The organism is Pseudomonas sp. AC112, from assembly GCF_979253545.1.
This window is the reverse complement of record NZ_CEEDCM010000001.1, coordinates 5,512,710-5,528,555: the sequence shown is the minus strand read 5'-3', so window position 1 is coordinate 5,528,555 and position 15,846 is coordinate 5,512,710. Positions and strand designations below refer to the sequence as shown.

Genomic DNA, 15,846 nt, shown 5'->3' with positions numbered 1-15,846 from the left:
TACTGGGCAAATTTGCACTGGTACGATCGCGAGAGGGTTCGTTCGCGAACATCTTGATAAAGAACAATAAAAGCAGGGAGTTATCGATGACTGCTCAGGTTTCAACCGAAGCAAGCCACGCCGGAACACTTCAGGACGAAGTCCTCGCCGAGGTCCGTAACCATATCGGCCACCTCACCCTCAATCGCCCCGCCGGCTTGAATGCCATTACCCTGCAAATGGTCCGCAGCCTGTCTGCCCAGTTGCAGGCCTGGGCAGAGGACCCGAAGGTGTACGCCGTGGTGCTGCGCGGCGCCGGCGATAAAGCCTTTTGTGCCGGCGGCGATATCCGCTCGCTGTATGACAGCTTCAAAAACGGCGACACCCTGCACCAGGACTTCTTCGTCGAGGAATACGCGCTGGACCTGGCCATCCACCATTACCGCAAACCGGTCGTGGCGCTGATGGACGGGTTTGTCCTGGGCGGCGGCATGGGGCTGGTGCAAGGCGCCGACCTGCGCGTGGTCACCGAGCGCAGCCGCCTGGCGATGCCGGAGGTGGCCATCGGTTATTTCCCTGATGTGGGCGGCAGCTACTTCCTGCCGCGTATTCCCGGCGAGCTGGGGATTTACCTGGGCGTGACCGGCGTTCAGATCCGCGCCGCCGATGCGTTGTATTGCGGGCTGGCTGACTGGTACCTCGACAGCCACAAACTCGTCGACCTCGACCAGAAACTCGACGGCCTGCAATGGCACGACTCGCCGCTCAAGGACCTGCAAGGCGTGCTCGCCAAGCTTGCGGTGCAACAATTGCCCGATGCGCCGCTGGCTGCCTTGCGCCCTGCCATTGACCACTTCTTCGCGCTGCCGGATGTACCGAGCATCGTCGAGCAATTGCAGCAAGTCACCGTCGCCGACAGCCACGAATGGGCCCTAAGCACCGCCAGCCTCATGCAAACGCGCTCGCCGCTGGCCATGGCCGTGACCCTGGAGATGCTGCGCCGTGGCCGTCGTCTACCGCTGGAACAGTGTTTTGCCTTGGAGCTGCACTTGGACCGCCAATGGTTCGAACGCGGTGACCTGATCGAAGGTGTCCGCGCGCTGATTATCGATAAAGACAAGTGCCCGCGCTGGAACCCACCGACCCTGCATGGGCTGGCCCTCAGCCACGTGGAGAGCTTCTTTCATCACTTCGAGAAGGTTGCGAGATAAGCCATGCAAGACATTGAATACACAGAAGAACAAGTGATGATTCGCGACATGGCGCGTGACTTCGCCCGTGGAGAAATCGCGCCCCACGCCCAAGCCTGGGAAAAAGCCGGCTGGATCGATGACGCCCTGGTGGCGAAGATGGGTGAGCTGGGCCTGCTGGGCATGGTGGTGCCGGAAGAATGGGGCGGCACCTACGTCGATTACGTCGCCTATGCCCTCGCCGTGGAAGAGATTTCCGCCGGTGACGGGGCCACGGGCGCACTCATGAGTATCCATAATTCAGTGGGTTGCGGGCCAATCCTCAACTACGGCTCAGATGAGCAAAAACAAACCTGGCTGGCCGACCTCGCCAGCGGCCAAGCAATCGGCTGCTTTTGCCTGACCGAACCCCAGGCCGGCTCCGAAGCGCATAACCTGCGCACCCGCGCGGAATTGCGCGACGGCCAGTGGGTACTCAATGGTGCCAAGCAGTTCGTCAGCAACGGCAAGCGCGCCAAACTGGCCATCGTGTTTGCCGTCACCGACCCCGACCTGGGCAAGAAAGGCATTTCCGCGTTCCTGGTGCCCACGACTACCCCAGGGTTTGTGGTGGATCGCACCGAACACAAGATGGGCATCCGCGCCTCGGACACCTGCGCGGTGACCTTGAACCAGTGCACCGTGCCCGAGGCCAACCTGCTCGGTGAACGTGGCAAGGGCCTGGCAATTGCGCTGTCCAACCTCGAAGGCGGCCGCATCGGCATTGCCGCCCAGGCATTGGGCATTGCGCGTGCAGCGTTTGAAGCGGCGCTGGTCTATGCCCGTGATCGTGTGCAGTTCAACCAGGCGATCATCGAACACCAGAGCGTGGCCAACCTGCTGGCCGACATGCAAACCCAACTGAATGCCGCGCGTTTGCTGATCCTGCACGCCGCGCGACTGCGCAGTGCCGGCAAGCCGTGCTTGTCGGAAGCGTCCCAGGCCAAGCTGTTTGCCTCGGAAATGGCCGAGAAGGTTTGCTCGTCGGCGATGCAGATTCACGGCGGGTATGGGTACTTGGAGGATTACCCGGTGGAGCGCTACTACCGGGATGCGCGGATCACGCAGATCTACGAAGGGACCAGCGAGATTCAGCGGATGGTGATTGCCAGGGAGCTCAAGCACTACCAGCTTTAATTGACACAATGCAAAATCAATGTGGGAGCGAGCAAGCCCGCTTCCACATTTGAGCTCTAGTGTTCACACAACCGCGTTACTTGTCCTTGAACTCGGGCGCACGCTTGGCCACAAACGCCGCCATGCCTTCCTTCTGATCCTGCGTCGCGAACGCTGCATGGAACACGCGGCGCTCAAAGCGCACGCCTTCCGACAGGCTGACTTCGAAGGCGCGGTTTACGCTTTCCTTGACCATCATGCTGATGGGCACCGATTTGCCGGCGATCAGGGCCGCGACTTTCAAGGCTTCTTCCAGCAACTCGTCGGCCGGCACGATACGCGCGACGATCCCGCAGCGCTCGGCTTCCACCGCGTCGATAAAGCGCCCGGTCAGGCACATTTCCATGGCCTTGGCCTTGCCCACTGCGCGGGTCAGGCGCTGGGTGCCGCCCATGCCTGGCAGGACGCCGAGGTTGATTTCCGGCTGGCCGAACTTGGCGTTGTCACCGGCCAGGATGAAGTCGCACATCAATGCCAGCTCACAACCGCCGCCCAGGGCGAAGCCGTTGACGGCGGCAATGATCGGCTTGCGGCGGTTGGCCACGCGGTCACTGTCGCTGAACAGGTCGTCGAGGTAGATCTGCGGGTAGGTCAGCTCGGCCATTTCCTTGATGTCGGCGCCGGCGGCGAAGGCTTTTTTCGAGCCGGTCAGCACGATGCAGCCGATTTCAGGGTTGGCTTCCAGGCTGTCCAATGCCTGGTTCAACTCACTGACCAGTTGCGCGTTCAGGGCGTTCAAGGCTTGCGGGCGATTGAGGGTAATCAACCCGACACGGCCCTGCACGTCGAGCAAAATGGTGTCGTAACTCATGTATCGGCTCCTTAGAGATTGCGTGAGATGACCATGCGCTGGATATCGCTGGTGCCTTCGTAAATCTGGCAGACCCGCACGTCGCGGTAGATCCGCTCCAGGGGAAAGTCGTTCAGGTAACCGTAACCGCCGAGGGTTTGCAAGGCGGCCGAACAGACTTTCTCGGCCATTTCCGAGGCAAACAGCTTGGCCATCGAGGCTTCCACCAGCGCCGGCTTGCCGCTGTCGCGCAGGGCGGCGGCGTAATGCACCATCTGCCGGGCGACCGCGATTTGCGTGGCCATGTCGGCCAGGCGGAAAGCCACGGCCTGGTGTTCGATGATGGGTTTGCCGAAGCTTTCGCGCTCGCGGGCATAGTCGCGGGCCGCTTCGAAGGCGGCGCGGGCCATGCCCACCGCTTGCGAGGCGATGCCCACGCGGCCGCCTTCGAGGTTGGCCAAGGCGATCTTGTAGCCTTCGCCCTCCTCCCCCAGCCGATTGGCGACAGGCACCTTCACATCTTCAAACAGCAACTGGCAGGTGTCGGACGCATGCTGGCCGAGTTTGTCCTCGACCCGCGCCACGCTGTAGCCCGGCGAGTCGGTCGGCACGATAAACGCGCTGATCCCGCGTTTGCCCGCTGCCGGGTCGGTCACGGCAAACACAATCACAATCCCGGCGTTCTGCCCGGAGGTGATGAATTGTTTGCAGCCGTTCAACACGTAATGGTCGCCTTCCAGGCGCGCGCGGGTTTTCAGGCTGCTGGCATCGGAGCCGGCCTGGGGTTCGGTGAGCGCGAAGGCGCCGAGCATGGCGCCGCTGGCCAGCGGCTTGAGGAAGTGCTCTTTCTGGTGGTCGCTGCCGAACGTGAGAATCGGCACGCAACCTACCGAGTTGTGTACGCTCATGATGGTCGAGCACGCACCGTCACCGGCGGCGATTTCTTCCAGGGCCATGGCGTAGGCCAGGTAACCGGTGTCGCAACCACCCCACTGTTCCGGCACCAGCATGCCGAAAAAGCCCAGCTCGGCCATTTCACCGATGGCTTCCTTGGGAAAGCGGTGCTCGCGGTCCCATTCGGCGGCAAAGGGCTTCAGGCGCTCCTGGGCAAATTGCCGGGCCGCGTCGCTGATTTGCAGTTGTTCGTCATTGGGCAGCATCTGGGCTCCTTAATACAGGCATTCAACGGCCATAGCCGTGGCTTCACCACCGCCGATGCAAATCGCAGCGACACCACGCTTGAGGCCTTTCTGGCGCAGGGCCGAGAGCAGGGTCACCAGGATCCGCGCACCGGAAGCGCCGATCGGATGACCCAGGGCGCAGGCACCGCCATGGACATTGACCTTGGCATGGGGGATTTCCAGCTTGCTCATGGTGACCAGGCTGACCACGGCAAAGGCTTCGTTGATCTCGAACAGGTCGACCTCGCCCAGGTTCCAGCCGGTCTTGGTCATCAGTTTGCGAATCGCGCCCACTGGCGCCACCGGGAACAGCCCCGGCTCATCGGCAAACGCGGCATGCCCATGGATAACCGCCAAGGGCTTGAGGCCACGTTTTTGCGCCTCGGACTGACGCATCAGCAGCAAGGCCGCCGCGCCGTCGGAAATCGAGCTGGAGTTGGCGGCGGTTACAGTGCCGCCTTCGCGGAAGGCCGGCTTCAGGCTGCTGATCTTGTCGAGCTTGGCCTTGGGCGGCTGTTCGTCATGCTGGATGGTTTTTTGCTCTTTGCCCACGGTGACCTGCACCGGCACGATTTCCGCGGCAAAGCTGCCATGGGTGATCGCCTCTTGTGCACGGGTCAGCGAAGCGATGGCGAAGGCGTCCTGGGCTTCGCGGCTAAAGCCGTTATGCAGGGCACAGTCCTCGGCAAAGGTGCCCATCAGGCGGCCTTTGTCGTAGGCGTCTTCCAGGCCGTCGAGGAACATGTGATCGAGCACCTTGCCGTGGCCCATGCGGTAACCGCTGCGTGCGCGGTCCAGCAGGTACGGCGCGTTGGACATGCTTTCCATGCCCCCGGCGATCACCACGTCGACGCTGCCGGCCAACAGCGAGTCATGGGCCAGGATGGTCGCTTCCATGCCCGAGCCACACATCTTATTGAGGGTGGTGCAACGCGTGGCCTTGTCCAGCCCCGCGCCCAAGGCCGCCTGGCGCGCCGGCGCCTGGCCGAGGCCGGCAGGCAGCACGCAGCCAAACAGCACTTCATCCACGGCGTCAGTGGCGATGCCGGCACGCTCGACGGCGGCGCGAATCGCGGCAGAACCCAGTTGCGGCGCGGTCAGGCCCTTGAGGTCGCCCTGGAACCCGCCCATGGGCGTGCGCACCGCGCTGACAATTACGATTGGATCAGTCATGGGTCATCCTCCTTACTTGGCCGCCATGCGCAAGGCACCGTCGAGACGGATCACCTCACCGTTGAGCATGCTGTTTTCAATGATGTGCCGCACCAGTGCGGCGTATTCGGCAGGTTTGCCCAGACGCGGCGGAAATGGCACGCCGGCGGCCAGGGCGTCGCGCACTTGCGGGGTCATGCCGGCCATCATCGGCGTTTCGAAAATACCCGGGGCGATGGTCATCACACGGATACCAAAGCGGGCCAGCTCGCGCGCGGCCGGCAGTGTGAGGCTGGCGATGGCGCCCTTGGACGCGGAATACGCTGCCTGGCCGATCTGCCCGTCAAACGCGGCTACCGAGGCGGTGTTGATGATCACGCCGCGCTCGCCGTCGGCATTTGCCTCGGTCTCGGCGATGGCAGCGGCCGCCAGGCGCAACAGGTTGAAGCTGCCGATCAGGTTGACATTGATCACCTGGGCAAAGCTCGCCAGAGCGTGAGGGCCGTCCTTGCCGAGGATTTTCTCGCCACGCACCACGCCGGCACAATTGACCAGCCCGTGCAGGCCGCCAAAGGCTGCGACCGTGGCCTGCACAGCGGCTTCGGCAGCGGCTTCCTGGCTGATATCCGCGACGGCACTGCGTGCGTTGTCGCCCAGCTGCTTGGCCTTGGCGGCCACGGCCTCGGCATTCAGGTCGACCAGCATCACCTTGGCGCCGGCGGCGATCAGCATCTCGGCAGTCGCCGCGCCGAGGCCCGATGCGCCACCGCTGACCAGGAAAATCTTGTTTTCAATCTGCATTGTTGTTCCCTTGAACGGTCCGAATCGTCGAAATAGTCGCCCCGCAGCGCGGTAGCGGCAATGGTCAAAGCCTTCAACCTGCCTGACTGTTTTGGCCAGTCATCGACCTCGCCGATCAACCGGTCAGCCCAAGCGATTGGACGCCAGCGATACTTGCTCCTAACCTGAGCGGCTGCACCCCCAAGAAGCCTGCCACCGAAGAAGCCCGCCCCTGAATGATAGTCCGCCCCAAACCCAACCTCCTGGGTATCCTGTTTTCCCTCAAGGGCTCGATCGCCAAGCGCATTGCCCTGCGCAGCCTGCTGGTGACCTTGTTGGCCTCAGTGATCGTGCTGGTGGAAACCCTGCACCCGGCGTATTTCTCCAAGGTCAACGCCACGCCGTTCACCTTGCTCGGCTTGTCGTTGTCGATCTTCATGAGCTTTCGCAACAACGCCTGCTATGACCGCTGGTGGGAAGGTCGCAAGCAATTGGGGCAGATGGTCATCGATGTTCGCTCGCTCATTCGCGAAACCCAGGTGCTCAGCGACCCGGTCGAACGCGCGCACCTGCTGCGCAGCCTGTGTGGCTTCGCCCACGGCCTGATCGCGCGCTTGCGCCACGAGGATGAGGCCCAGGCGATAACGCCCTGGAGCACCTTCCAGGCCAATCACCCCAACCTTCCCGACAACCTGCTGCAACGGGTGGGCGCCAGGTTTTCCGAACTGGCCGGACAAGGCGTGATCAGCGAATGGCGCTACACCCAGCTGGAAGCGCGGTTGGTCAGCCTCAGCCATGTGCAGGCCTCCTGCGAACGGATCAAGAGCACGCCACTGCCCTTCCCATACACCCTGCTGCTGCACCGCACCATTTACCTGTTCTGCATCCTGCTGCCGTTTGCCATGGCCGAGCCGCTGGGCTGGTTGACGCCGGTGTTTACCGCCATCGTCAGCTACACCTTCTTCGGCCTCGATGAAATCGGCGATGACCTTGAGGACCCGTTCGGCTTCGACGAAAACGACCTGCCCTGCAATGCCATCCTGCGTACCCTGGAACGCGAGGTCTTGGCCGCCCTCGGTGCAACCGACCTGCCGCCGCCCCTGGAGCCGATAGAGTACGTGCTCACCTGACGCCGGTTTGACACCTGCCGTGGTCTGGCCGAAGCTGATGGCTTTGTATTAGCTGCCCAAGCTTTCGGACGCCTGCATGTCAAAGTCACGCCGTTACTCCCTCATCGGCCTGTGCGCCCTGTTGTTTATCGTATTGATCACCTGGTATGTCTCCCGCACCACCCCGGTGGCCGTAGCGCCCGCCATTGCCCATGGCTATTCGAAAGCCTTGAAACAGGCGCGCAACGGTGAGCCCGGCGCAGCACGCGTGCTGTATCAGCAACTGGGCCGACCGGACCTGTCGCCCGAGCGCCGCGCGGCGTTGCATGCCGAATTGCCCAACTACCCCAGTCCCCAGGCGTTGAAGCTGGCGGACAAAGACTTGGCCAGCGATTCACCGCGGGTGCGTGAAGCGGCCATCCACAGCATTGTCGGCCTGGTGCCGACCGGCCAGCGCACCCTGCTGCTCGGCCCGGTGCTGGATGACCCCGAGCAGGAAGTACGCTTCGCCGCCGCCAATGCCTTGCTTGGCTTGTCTCCCGATACCCTGGGCCTGTACTTCGGGCCGTTGCAGCAAGTACTGGATGAGTTCGTGAAAAAGCTCAAGGCCCAGCCTGAAACCGCAGAAGGCTGGATTCAACTGGCGCGCCTGTACATCCACAGCGCCCTGTTGCCGGACGCACAAAACGCCCTGGAACAGGCCATGCGCCTGCAACCGGACAACCTGCAAGCCGTCGTCTCGCAGATCGAGCTGCTGGACAAACAGGGCAAGACCGACGAGTCCCGCCAACTGCTGGCGCGCCAACTGGCCGCGCACCCCGAGTCGGCCTACCTGCAACACGCCTTGGGCATGTGGCTGTTGCACCATGGCGAACGTCCGTACGCGCTGCTTGGCCTGTCGAAGGCGGTGGAGCTGGAACCGGACAACCAGGATTATCGCTACGACCTGGCCACCACCCTGCACGCCCAGCAGGAATTGGAAGCCGCCCAGCGCCAACTCGAAGACATCATCCAGCGCCACCCGGCCAACCGAAAGGCGCGGGTCTTGCTGGTCAATTACTGGAAAGAAAGCGGCCAGTTGCAGAACGTTCAGGTGCTATTGGCGCAACTTGAACAGCAGAACCCGGACGATCCCGCCTTGCAGCAAGGCTTGTAGGCTCGCTTACAATTTTTTGTAAAACGGGGTCCAGGCCTCATTTCTCCCGCGACAGGTTGAACCGCCGCAAACCGCTACGGTCAAGAGAACATGGCGCGTCCTAATGGGCGTGCATCCTCTACTCGTATGTGACCTGAGGGCACTTCTTGTCTACATCCACAGCGCAATTATCCGAAAAAGCGGCCACTGGCATTGAAGGTCTTGATGACATTCTTGCTGGCGGACTCTCGCGCAGCCACCTGTTCCTGCTGGAAGGTGAGCCCGGCACCGGCAAGACCACGGTCGCCCTGCACTTTCTGCAAGCAGGCGCCCGGAACGGCGAGCGATCGCTGTACATCACCCTGTCGGAAACCGAACGCGAATTGCGACAAGGCGCCAAGTCCCACTGCTGGGACCTGGATGACAACATTCATATCTTCGAGCTGACGCCACCCGAAAGCCTGCTCAACGCCGACCACCAACAAAGCCTGCTGTATTCCTCCGACCTGGAACTGGGCGAAGCCACCCGGCAGATCTTTGAAGTGGTAGAACGGGTCAAACCGACCCGCGTGGTCATCGACAGCCTCTCGGAAATCCGCCTGTTGGCGCAAAGCTCGCTGCGCTATCGCCGGCAGATCCTGGCGATCAAGCACTACTTCGTGCGCTACGACGCCACCGTCCTGTTGCTGGATGACCTGACCACCGAATCCCTCGACAAGACCGTGCACAGCGTGGCGCATGGCGTGATCCGCCTGGAAGAGCTGACGCCCAACTACGGCGCCGAGCGCCGGCGTGTGCGGGTGGTGAAGTACCGTGGCCAGAAATACCGTGGTGGTTTTCACGACTTCACCATCATGCAGGACGGCGTTCATGTGTTCCCGCGCCTGGTAGCGGCCGAGCATCGTGGCGGCTACCAGCGCGAGACCTTGAGCAGCGGCATTGCCGCGCTGGATGCGCTGATGGGCGGCGGTGTCGAGACTGGCTCCAGCAGCCTCATCCTCGGCCCGGCCGGCACCGGCAAGTCGCTGATCTCGATGATCTTCGCCGCTGCCGCCGTGGCGCGGGGTGAGAAAGCCGCACTGTTTATCTTCGATGAAGAGTTGGGGCTGTTGTTCGAGCGCATGAAAAACATGGGGATCGACCTCGCGGCCCTGCAGGAAACCGGCAACCTGCTGATCGAACAGGTCGATGCCGCCGAACTGTCACCCGGTGAGTTCTCGCACCGCGTGCGCCGTTGCGTGGACGAGCGTGGCATCAAGACTGTGGTGATCGACAGCATCAACGGCTACCAGGCCGCCATGCCCGAAGAAAACGCGCTGATCCTGCACATGCACGAGTTACTGCTGTACCTCAATCGGCGCGGCGCGGCAACGTTCATGACGGTGGCGCAACACGGCCTGGTCGGCGATATGCAGGCCCCCGTCGATATTACTTACCTGGCGGATACGGTCATTCTGCTGCGCTACTTCGAAGCGCTGGGCAAGGTGCGCCGCGCCATCTCGATCATCAAGAAACGCACCGGTACCCACGAAGCCACGATTCGTGAATACCGCATCGGCAGCCAGGGCATGACGGTGGGCGAGCCGCTGGATAATTTCCAGGGCGTGCTGCGCGGCATCCCAACCTACATGGGCGCCGGCAATCCTTTGCTCAAGGATGAGGGCGTGTGACGGGCCTATTTCCAGTCTCCGAGCGTGCAATCGTGCTGGCGCCGATGGGCCGCGATGGCTCGTTGGCGCTGATGATGCTCAATGAAGCCGGGTATGCCGGCATTGTCGCCAGCAACTTGGAGGCACTGTGCGACGCACTGGAAGGCGGCGCCGGGCTGCTGATCATCGCTGCCGAGGCGCTGCGCGGTGTCGATCTGGAACCGCTGTTGGAGTACCTGCACCAGCAGCCGGCCTGGTCGGACCTGCCCATCGTGTTGATGACCCACCACGGCGGCAGCGAGCAAAATGGTTCATCCCACCTCAGCGGCCTGCTCGGCAATGTGACCTTCCTGGAGCGCCCCTTCCACCCGGTGACGCTGATCAGCCTGGTGAGCGCCGCCCTGCGCGGCCGCCGCCGGCAATACGACGCCCGCGACCGCTTGATCGACCTCAGCGAGAGTGAACTGCGCCTGCAACGCACCCTGGAGACGCTTGAGCAACAGGTAGAAGAACGCACGGCGCAACTGCGCAGCAATGAAGAGGCCTTGCGCCAATCCCAGAAAATGGAAGCCGTCGGCCAGTTGACCGGCGGTATCGCCCACGACTTCAACAACATGCTAACCGGCATCATCGGCAGCTTGGAGCTGCTGCGAAGGCGTGTGTCCCGTGGCAAGTTGGACGACCTCGACAGCCTGATCGACCTGGGCGTTACCTCGGCTAACCGTGCCGCCGGCCTCACTCATCGCTTGCTGGCGTTTTCCCGCCGCCAATCGCTGGATTCCAAACCGGTTGAGATCAACCAGCTGGTCACCTCCATGGGCGAGCTGCTGCAACGCAGCATCAATGAAAGCATCAAGTTGGACATGCGCCTGAGCGATCAACTGTGGACGGCCGAGGCGGACCCGAATCAATTGGAAAGCGCCCTGCTCAACCTGGTGATCAATGCCCGGGATGCGATGCCCAATGGCGGCAGCCTGACGGTAGAAACCACCAACCGCCACCTCGACAGCGTGTTCACCGCCGCCTATGGCACCTTGAAACCAGGCGATTATGTGGAACTCAGTGTCAGCGACACCGGCTGCGGTATCCCAGAGAGTGTCATGGGCCGCGTTTTCGATCCTTTTTTCACGACTAAACCCATTGGCCAGGGCACGGGCCTGGGCCTGTCGATGATCTACGGGTTTGCGCGCCAGTCCCATGGTCATGTGACTATCCACAGCGAGGTCGATAAAGGCACCACTGTCAGCCTGTTCCTGCCGCGCTTTATCGGTGAAAGGCTGGCGGACACGGCATCCAACCCGACGTTGTTACCCTTCGCCACTGCTGGGGAAACGGTACTGATCGTCGAAGATGATCCCGCTGTACGGGTTTTGGTCAGTACGGTACTCAAAGAGTTGGGGTATGCCTTCGTCGAGGCCGGCGATGCAACCACTGCGGTGCCTATCATCGAATCCGACCAGCGCATTGACCTGCTGATCAGCGATGTCGGCCTTCCCGGTATGAATGGCCGGCAACTGGCGGAAATTGGTCGACAAATTCGTCCGGACCTAAAAGTGCTGTTCATTACCGGGTACGCGGAGCACGCGGCGGTGCGCGGTGGCTTCCTGGACCCGGGAATGCAGTTGATCACCAAGCCGTTCACCTTCGATCTACTCACGGAGAAAGTGCGGGAAATGATCAGGGGGCGTCTCGAGTGATCAGCCCTGCGCAGACGCGCAGGGGCCGAGTTGTTGTTTAGGATGCTTTAAACTTTATCGGACGATAAAAGAAGGGTATTTCCTTACCTGTCGCGGAGCCTCCGGGTTGACGGGGTCCAACTTTATTGGTGCCGAGAGACAGATTAAACTGCAGTTGTTTGTATACCCTTTGATCGATCTCATTGGCCGAAGCGTGCGGATCCCGAATAGTTAGATCTGCTTTTAATGAGTCCACTGTGTCAGGTATGACGTAGGCGCGAACAGGCCCCTGGAATGCCTTGACATCGCGCTTAATTAACTTACCAAACTGACTTCCAAAAGAATTAACGGACCCGTTAGCGGAATGGCACATCAATAAACGAACATTGTTGAATCTTTCAGGGTCTATGCCTGAAGACTGAAGTAACGCCAATAGATCCTCAGGTGTATTGTGCTTGCCATTATAAAACATTTGCATAGGTTCATTGGTGAGCAGCTGCTTGAAACTCGGATTGACGCCATGCGCGCATACATTGAGCCTCTCGACACCTTTGTAGGTATCTACATAGGTGAAAATACCATCGCCGAGAACCTTGAAATCCTTGAGTTTTCTTCCGAGGTGGATGACATTATTCGTCGCCAGGCTTCTTTCCAGGTGATTGGGCTTTTTTTTTTGTCGCACCACCACCTCGCCGACGTCATCTACAACGCCTGCGGTATCATCAATATACCTGGCTGTCTCTGGGATGAATTCTTCTGCTCCAAGAGGTTTGCCATAACGTCCGTTGTGTAGCGTGTCATAAGGTATCCACTTACCCGAGGCCTCATCGAACTGTGCAGCGATGTTCGATACCTGCTGGCTGTTCCCAGCCCTGTAGGTGCCCACCGCGATATCAGGCTGATTGGACAGTTTTGCCACATTGACGCTGTCGGAAGTCCCCGTCAGTTTCCCGAACCACTGGCGATCATTAGAGAACAGTTTTCTTCCTGCGCGTGCAAAACGCCCCCCGCCACTCAATCCCTGCCAGAACTTGCCTGCGACCAGAGAGGCACCGAATCGTTTGGGCAGTTTAGCCCTATTTAAACCTTTGACCGCGCCACCCGCTTTTCCAAACCCCGCAGTCGTCGCATACATGACGACATCAAAAATGGCATCTGCGGCGGCGTCTTTATAATTGCCATTCGCCAGATTATAGATGGCTGATCCTCCAGGAATCGGAGCCAGTAGGAAAGAGCGAAACAATGTCCGTGTATTCTCCTCTTCATCAAATGTTGTCTCCTCACCCAGGGATGCCTTTATCTGCGCCAGGGAGGAAGGCTCAATGATGGTGTCAGACAGTAACTTGCCCAAATAGAGGCTACGGTCACTGGAGAAGGAATTGGGTAGGCGTGCTGCACTGTCTTCGCGTCCCTGACTATTGGCTTGGTCTTGAGTGGAGTCGAGTTTACGAATCATCTCTGTTGTGTATTTTTTCCCATAAATGCCGACGGATGATTCGACCTCTTCACCTTGCGCGCCCTCACGAATTTTGTCTTGCCAGTCGTCACGCCTGCGTATCGTCTTGTTCTTGGGGTCAAACTCATAGTAGGTCGTTATGCCGTTGCGCCGCGTCTCGACAATCAGTGAGCGATCGTCTGCAGACGAAGAGAACGGACTGGAATACTCAGTTCCCCCTTGGGGCGTGGAGACTTCGGTACGGGATGTATGGCCTCGTTGATAAATCGTCAGATTGCCCCACTCGATATTTTTTCGATCCTCCAGCGGCAAATCGCTAATAAGCTTGCGGGTCATCGTACTCCACGCCTGAGACAAGCAGGTCGCGTATTCATCAAACTGCTCACTGTGTTTTGCCTTTGGGTCTGGCAATGTTGCGATTTTGTTGATAATTGCTTCAGTGATTTTCGGGTTGGTGGAGGCCCAACCAACCGGTAAAGCGCCCTTTTTGGCGAGGTAAAGGTCTAACAGTGAATAGCTGCCCGTAGGGTCTAGGGTGATCGACGAGGTATGGGTGTGACTGTCCGAGCGCGTGACTTGACTGCGAATACTCTTTTCTTCAAAGGGGATTCCATCACCAAAGTGTGCCTTGAGCTGGGCTAACGCTATAGCACGGAGCGTCGGAGGCGGCGTCGTTAGTGCCGAAACACCACTCAAAATCTGTTGTTCCTGCTGGGCAAATTCACTCCTGATTTCGGCCAGTTGTTCAGTCGACACGTCACCGTGTAACGGAATCACGCCCTTTGCCCTGCCCCATCCGACGAGCGCAGGCACTGCGGTGATCGACTGAACCTCTTGATCGTGATCCGTGACCGGGTCAATAGCGTCGAAATCAACAATTTCTTGAAAGCTCATGCGTGAACTGGCGCCAGGGTGAGTCGCCTCGATCCTCCCCACAGCTGCCTTGAGACGGACCCAGTTAGCAGACATATAGGTTATATCCGAGGGGACGTCAGGAACACACAGCTCCGGAGCGACACGGCTAAGCAGAAGCATTGCCGCAACTGAAGCTGCCTCTGGAGTGACCTTGTTAGTCGCCACCAAATGATCAACCAGACGTTGCTTGATCACGGAGAACGGTTGGTCATGGAGCGCCGGTGCGGCGAGATCGAAACCTGCGACGTGGTTGGGTTTCGGGTCAGTCAAACCTTCCACATCCAGGGTGACCGCAAAGACCGTTAACAGTACTTCCCGAGGCGTGGAGTGTTCAAACACGTCCCCCATTCGTTTTTTCAATTCCTCGCCTAACTTTTGACCCTGCACGCTATTCAGGATCCATTGCAAGGTTGCAAGGGGATCACCTTTCTCGAGAACGGAGCGAGGTACGTGGTTGACCAAGGCGCCCAATACATCTGTGCTACCTAACCGAGCCTCGCTATCCAGGCCGGGCAGTGGCGGCTGGTTGTCAGAAATTATACGGAACAGTTCAGCCTGATCCCCAATGAGCATCGGCATAGGCCAAGCCAACGCGCCGGCAAAATTCCGGTCAGCGGGTGCTAGCAACGAAGGTGCTGCCAAGGCCTGGATCAGATTATCCAATTCGTCGACATTTTCGGGTACGTGCCATCCCCCGGCAATGATCAGGTCTTTGAGGGTCGCGTCGGTGTTTTGGGTTTCTCGTTGATAAGAGGAGTCGGGATGCGTGGGTATCCGTGTGTTGAGGTACTCAGTGAGGCGTTCGGGCTGGTGCTGTGGGAACGCCTTAAGCTTGTGCAGCAGCGTGAACCTGTTGATGCTATCGCCTGACTCGAGCTTTTGCTGTTGCAGTATTTCGGGCGATTGCGACCTGACATCAACGTAGGTGTCAGCGTCCAATAGACCAAAGGTTTGATCTTGCTCAAGTTGCGCCGCTCGAGCCAGCGTCTCTTCTTTCCTGTAAGGCAGCAATACCTCACCGTGGAATCGGGCAACGATAAATAACGGTGCCACGAGTGGGTCGGTTGGTACGTCGAAGGAAAAGGGGCCCATCGCCTTCGCGGCGGTCATGAGTGGGCCGGTAGCTTCACGCCAACCTCGGCCTTGTTCCGAACCCTCCAATAAAGTGCGCTTGCCGTTAATGGTCACAGTCAATGTGTCAGCCAGGTGATCCACCGTTATGGCTTGAGAGGTGTCGATATTCTTTGACCTCGCCCACGCCAGGAACACCGGACTTTGAGCGGCGTTGAACAGGCGTTGCCACCACTCGCCGAACCTTGAATCCTTGGGAATATCACCCAGGGTTGCCGTCGCCCTATGGTTCTGTGCTGCTTGCCGTATGGCGCCAGCGTAGGACGCCACCAATTGGCGTTCACCGGACAATTCAGTGTTATTTGAAGCGTGTTGTGCGGATACTTCGACAGAGGCTGGTTGCAGGGCTGTCAAGTGGGTATGGATGTTGAAAGAAATACCGGGTGTTTGCATGAGAAGCCTTCGTAGGACGGACCAATCGAGTAAGCGATGAATTTGGCTCACCGCCTACTCGATGAGTGACCCGAGGGCGTCAGAAGGTTCCGTGA

At 59.8% G+C, this 15,846-nt stretch carries 11 protein-coding genes; 6 read left to right on the top strand and 5 right to left on the bottom strand.

The window, feature by feature from the left end:
* Window positions 1-86: 86 nt before the first annotated feature.
* Window positions 87-1,190, top strand: a complete 1,104-nt coding sequence (locus tag AC0IYN_RS25820) for an enoyl-CoA hydratase/isomerase family protein (protein ID WP_471843939.1) — start codon at window positions 87-89, stop codon at window positions 1,188-1,190.
* 3 nt (window positions 1,191-1,193) lie between these two features.
* Entirely contained in the window at window positions 1,194-2,345 is a 1,152-nt protein-coding gene (locus AC0IYN_RS25815) for an acyl-CoA dehydrogenase family protein (RefSeq protein ID WP_100490632.1), read from the top strand.
* Between the two features lie 76 nt (window positions 2,346-2,421).
* Here the strand turns inward: AC0IYN_RS25815 and AC0IYN_RS25810 are convergent, their stop codons facing one another.
* The 4 genes from AC0IYN_RS25810 to AC0IYN_RS25795 are packed head-to-tail and all read right to left on the bottom strand — an operon-like array spanning window position 2,422 to window position 6,308.
* Window positions 2,422-3,195, bottom strand: a complete 774-nt coding sequence (locus AC0IYN_RS25810; protein WP_078048495.1) for an enoyl-CoA hydratase — start codon at window positions 3,193-3,195, stop codon at window positions 2,422-2,424.
* Window positions 3,196-3,206: 11 nt separating this feature from the next.
* Window positions 3,207-4,334, bottom strand: coding sequence for an acyl-CoA dehydrogenase (locus AC0IYN_RS25805; RefSeq protein WP_100490631.1), 1,128 nt, complete (start codon window positions 4,332-4,334; stop codon window positions 3,207-3,209).
* Window positions 4,335-4,343: 9 nt separating this feature from the next.
* The gene (locus AC0IYN_RS25800; RefSeq protein ID WP_406597533.1) at window positions 4,344-5,528 is read right to left on the bottom strand and encodes an acetyl-CoA C-acyltransferase; all 1,185 of its coding nucleotides are present in this window, start codon (window positions 5,526-5,528) and stop codon (window positions 4,344-4,346) included.
* A gap of 12 nt (window positions 5,529-5,540) precedes the next feature.
* Window positions 5,541-6,308, bottom strand: a complete 768-nt coding sequence (locus AC0IYN_RS25795; protein ID WP_406597532.1) for an SDR family NAD(P)-dependent oxidoreductase — start codon at window positions 6,306-6,308, stop codon at window positions 5,541-5,543.
* A gap of 215 nt (window positions 6,309-6,523) precedes the next feature.
* On the opposite strand from AC0IYN_RS25795, the gene AC0IYN_RS25790 reads away from it, so the two are divergent.
* The 4 genes from AC0IYN_RS25790 (at window position 6,524) to AC0IYN_RS25775 (ending at window position 11,877) form a co-directional block, all read left to right on the top strand.
* On the top strand, window positions 6,524-7,417 hold the full coding sequence (locus AC0IYN_RS25790; protein WP_406597531.1) for a bestrophin family protein: 894 nt from the start codon (window positions 6,524-6,526) through the stop codon (window positions 7,415-7,417).
* A gap of 76 nt (window positions 7,418-7,493) precedes the next feature.
* A complete protein-coding gene (locus AC0IYN_RS25785) occupies window positions 7,494-8,552 on the top strand; it encodes a tetratricopeptide repeat protein (RefSeq protein WP_406597530.1) in 1,059 nt (352 codons plus the stop codon).
* A 146-nt stretch (window positions 8,553-8,698) separates the two neighbouring features.
* Window positions 8,699-10,201: an ATPase domain-containing protein gene (locus tag AC0IYN_RS25780; protein ID WP_471843934.1), complete on the top strand. Its 1,503-nt coding sequence runs from the start codon at window positions 8,699-8,701 to the stop codon at window positions 10,199-10,201.
* Window positions 10,198-11,877, top strand: coding sequence for an ATP-binding protein (locus AC0IYN_RS25775; protein WP_406597528.1), 1,680 nt, complete (start codon window positions 10,198-10,200; stop codon window positions 11,875-11,877). The genes AC0IYN_RS25780 and AC0IYN_RS25775 overlap by 4 nt, the downstream gene beginning before the upstream one ends.
* Before the next feature lie 37 nt (window positions 11,878-11,914).
* On the opposite strand, the gene AC0IYN_RS25770 is transcribed toward AC0IYN_RS25775, so the two are convergent.
* Window positions 11,915-15,751 carry a hypothetical protein gene (locus AC0IYN_RS25770; RefSeq protein ID WP_471843931.1) on the bottom strand — a complete coding sequence of 1,279 codons (3,837 nt, stop codon included), beginning with the start codon at window positions 15,749-15,751 and terminating at the stop codon, window positions 11,915-11,917.
* Between the last annotated feature and the right edge of the window lie 95 nt (window positions 15,752-15,846).